At 40.7% G+C, this 1,868-nt stretch carries 2 protein-coding genes; both read right to left on the reverse strand.

The window, feature by feature from the left end; genetic code table 11:
* Nucleotides 1-229: 229 nt before the first annotated feature.
* A complete protein-coding gene (gene sdaAA, locus P0N36_RS15165) occupies nucleotides 230-1,111 on the reverse strand; it encodes an L-serine ammonia-lyase, iron-sulfur-dependent, subunit alpha (RefSeq protein WP_275843723.1) in 882 nt (293 codons plus the stop codon).
* 9 nt (nucleotides 1,112-1,120) lie between these two features.
* Nucleotides 1,121-1,868: L-serine ammonia-lyase, iron-sulfur-dependent subunit beta (sdaAB, locus tag P0N36_RS15170; protein WP_275843724.1), on the reverse strand; the 748-nt coding region annotated here is incomplete at its 5' end.

The raw sequence follows: 1,868 nt of genomic DNA on the forward strand, positions 1-1,868 counted from the left end.
CGGTAATCCTATTTGATAAAGATCAAAGTGTATTTTCTGTTGTTCTTTTTCGAAAAATTCGTTATAATAAGTATTCATTGGTAGTTATATTATATAATATAACGGAGAGAAGATGGTTCTTTTTTGCCATCTTTTTCTTTGCAAAAAAATAGTATGACGCATACAGCGCCATACTATTTTTGATAAGGGCTATTTTCCGACAGCCCCGTTTTAATTTAATCATTATAAATCATTCATCATTCATAATTCTGGCTTCTATAGCCTTTGCGGTTTTACTGATGGCAATACCACCAGTTGCGGTTTCACGGTGGCAGGCAGGTAACAGATCACCTACTTGTTTCATCGCTTGCACCACTTCATCAAAAGGAATCACAGAAGGAAGACCAGCCAGAACTATTTCGGCGCACAAAAGTGCATTGGCGGCACCTAGGGCATTTCTTTTGTGGCAGGGTACTTCCACCAGTCCGGCGACAGGGTCACAAATGAGCCCCATCATATTGTTAATGGCTATGGCTGCCCCGTCAAAAGACTGTTCCATGGTTCCACCGAGTACATAGACGGTTGCTGCAGCAGCCATCGCTGCAGCTGAGCCAATCTCGGCTTGACAGCCACCTTTAGCACCGGATATACTGGCTTGTTTGGCGATGACCATACCGACGAGTCCGGCGACAAAAAGCGCCTCAATGATTTTGTTGTCTTCTAGGTCATAGGTTTCTTGAAGTGCTTTTAAAGTACCTGGCAAGACCCCACTTGCGCCTGCGGTTGGCGCTGCCACAATCTGTCCCATGGCCATATTCACTTCCATAGTACTTAGGGCGTACATAATGGCTTTGGTTGTCGTTATGCCGCAAATGGATTTGCCGGACTCATAAGATGTCTTAAGTTTAATGGCTTCACGGCCCAAAATCTTACCATGAAGGTGATGTTTGTCAGGGTCTAGTCCTTGAGCAATAGCTTGTTTCATAATCGCCCATTGGCGCTCCATGGTGCTTAGAATAACACCTTGATTCAGATCACTAGTAGAGACCTCATACTTTAGAGCAATCTCAAAAAAATTAAGATTGTGAGTTTCTCTTAATTGTAGGATATCTTTGGCGGTTGTTATCTTCATGGTGGCCTCCTATTGTATCGCTTCAAAGAAAGTCAGTTTATTCAAGGCTTCCAAAGCACTGATTTTTTCCAAAGTATCTTTATGTATGACATCATCGGATTCAATAACCATAACGGCGTTCTCACCTTTGGTTTCACGAAAGACTTTCATAAAAGCTATATTAATGTGGTGTTTGGCAAGAATTTGACTGATATCAGCTACAAAGCCGGGTAAATCTAGATGTTGGGTAATGAGCGTTGCATAACTACCCGTGATGGCTACATCGATATCATCAATAGAAATAATCTTTACCTTGCCCCCCCCAATGGAAGAACCAATAATTGACTGTGTCGTCCCATCCAAGCCTTCAAAAATCATTTTGACCGTATTTGGATGAACATCGTCTAAGATAATTTTCTTAAAAGTAATTTCAATATTCATGTCCTTGGCTTTTTCATAAGAGAAAGGAATGCTTGGATCATCAGGACGCATACCACAAACACCTGCAATAAGGGCTTTATCCGTACCATGTCCTTTATAAGTGGTTGAAAAAGAGCCATGGAGATAAAAAGTAACTTTTTTAATAGGCTTTCCAAAAATAGAACGTGCAATATAAGCAACTTTTGCGGCCCCAGCTGTATGGGAGCTTGACGGACCAATCATAGCTGGCCCAATAATATCAAAAATAGAGTAATTCTCCATAACCTTCACCTCATGTATATAGAATGAAATACTGATTCTATTATAGCGTATAAACCATTTTTTAAGAAGAAAAAAC

It is taken from the genome of Petrocella sp. FN5 (genome assembly GCF_029210395.1).
Taxonomy (GTDB): Bacteria; Bacillota; Clostridia; order Lachnospirales; family Vallitaleaceae; genus Petrocella.

Bases quoted from the DNA above. Each gene is read 5' to 3' on its own strand.
- sdaAA (WP_275843723.1), bottom strand. From the start codon at position 1,111: ATGAAGATAACAACCGCCAAAGATATCCTACAATTAAGAGAAACTCAC.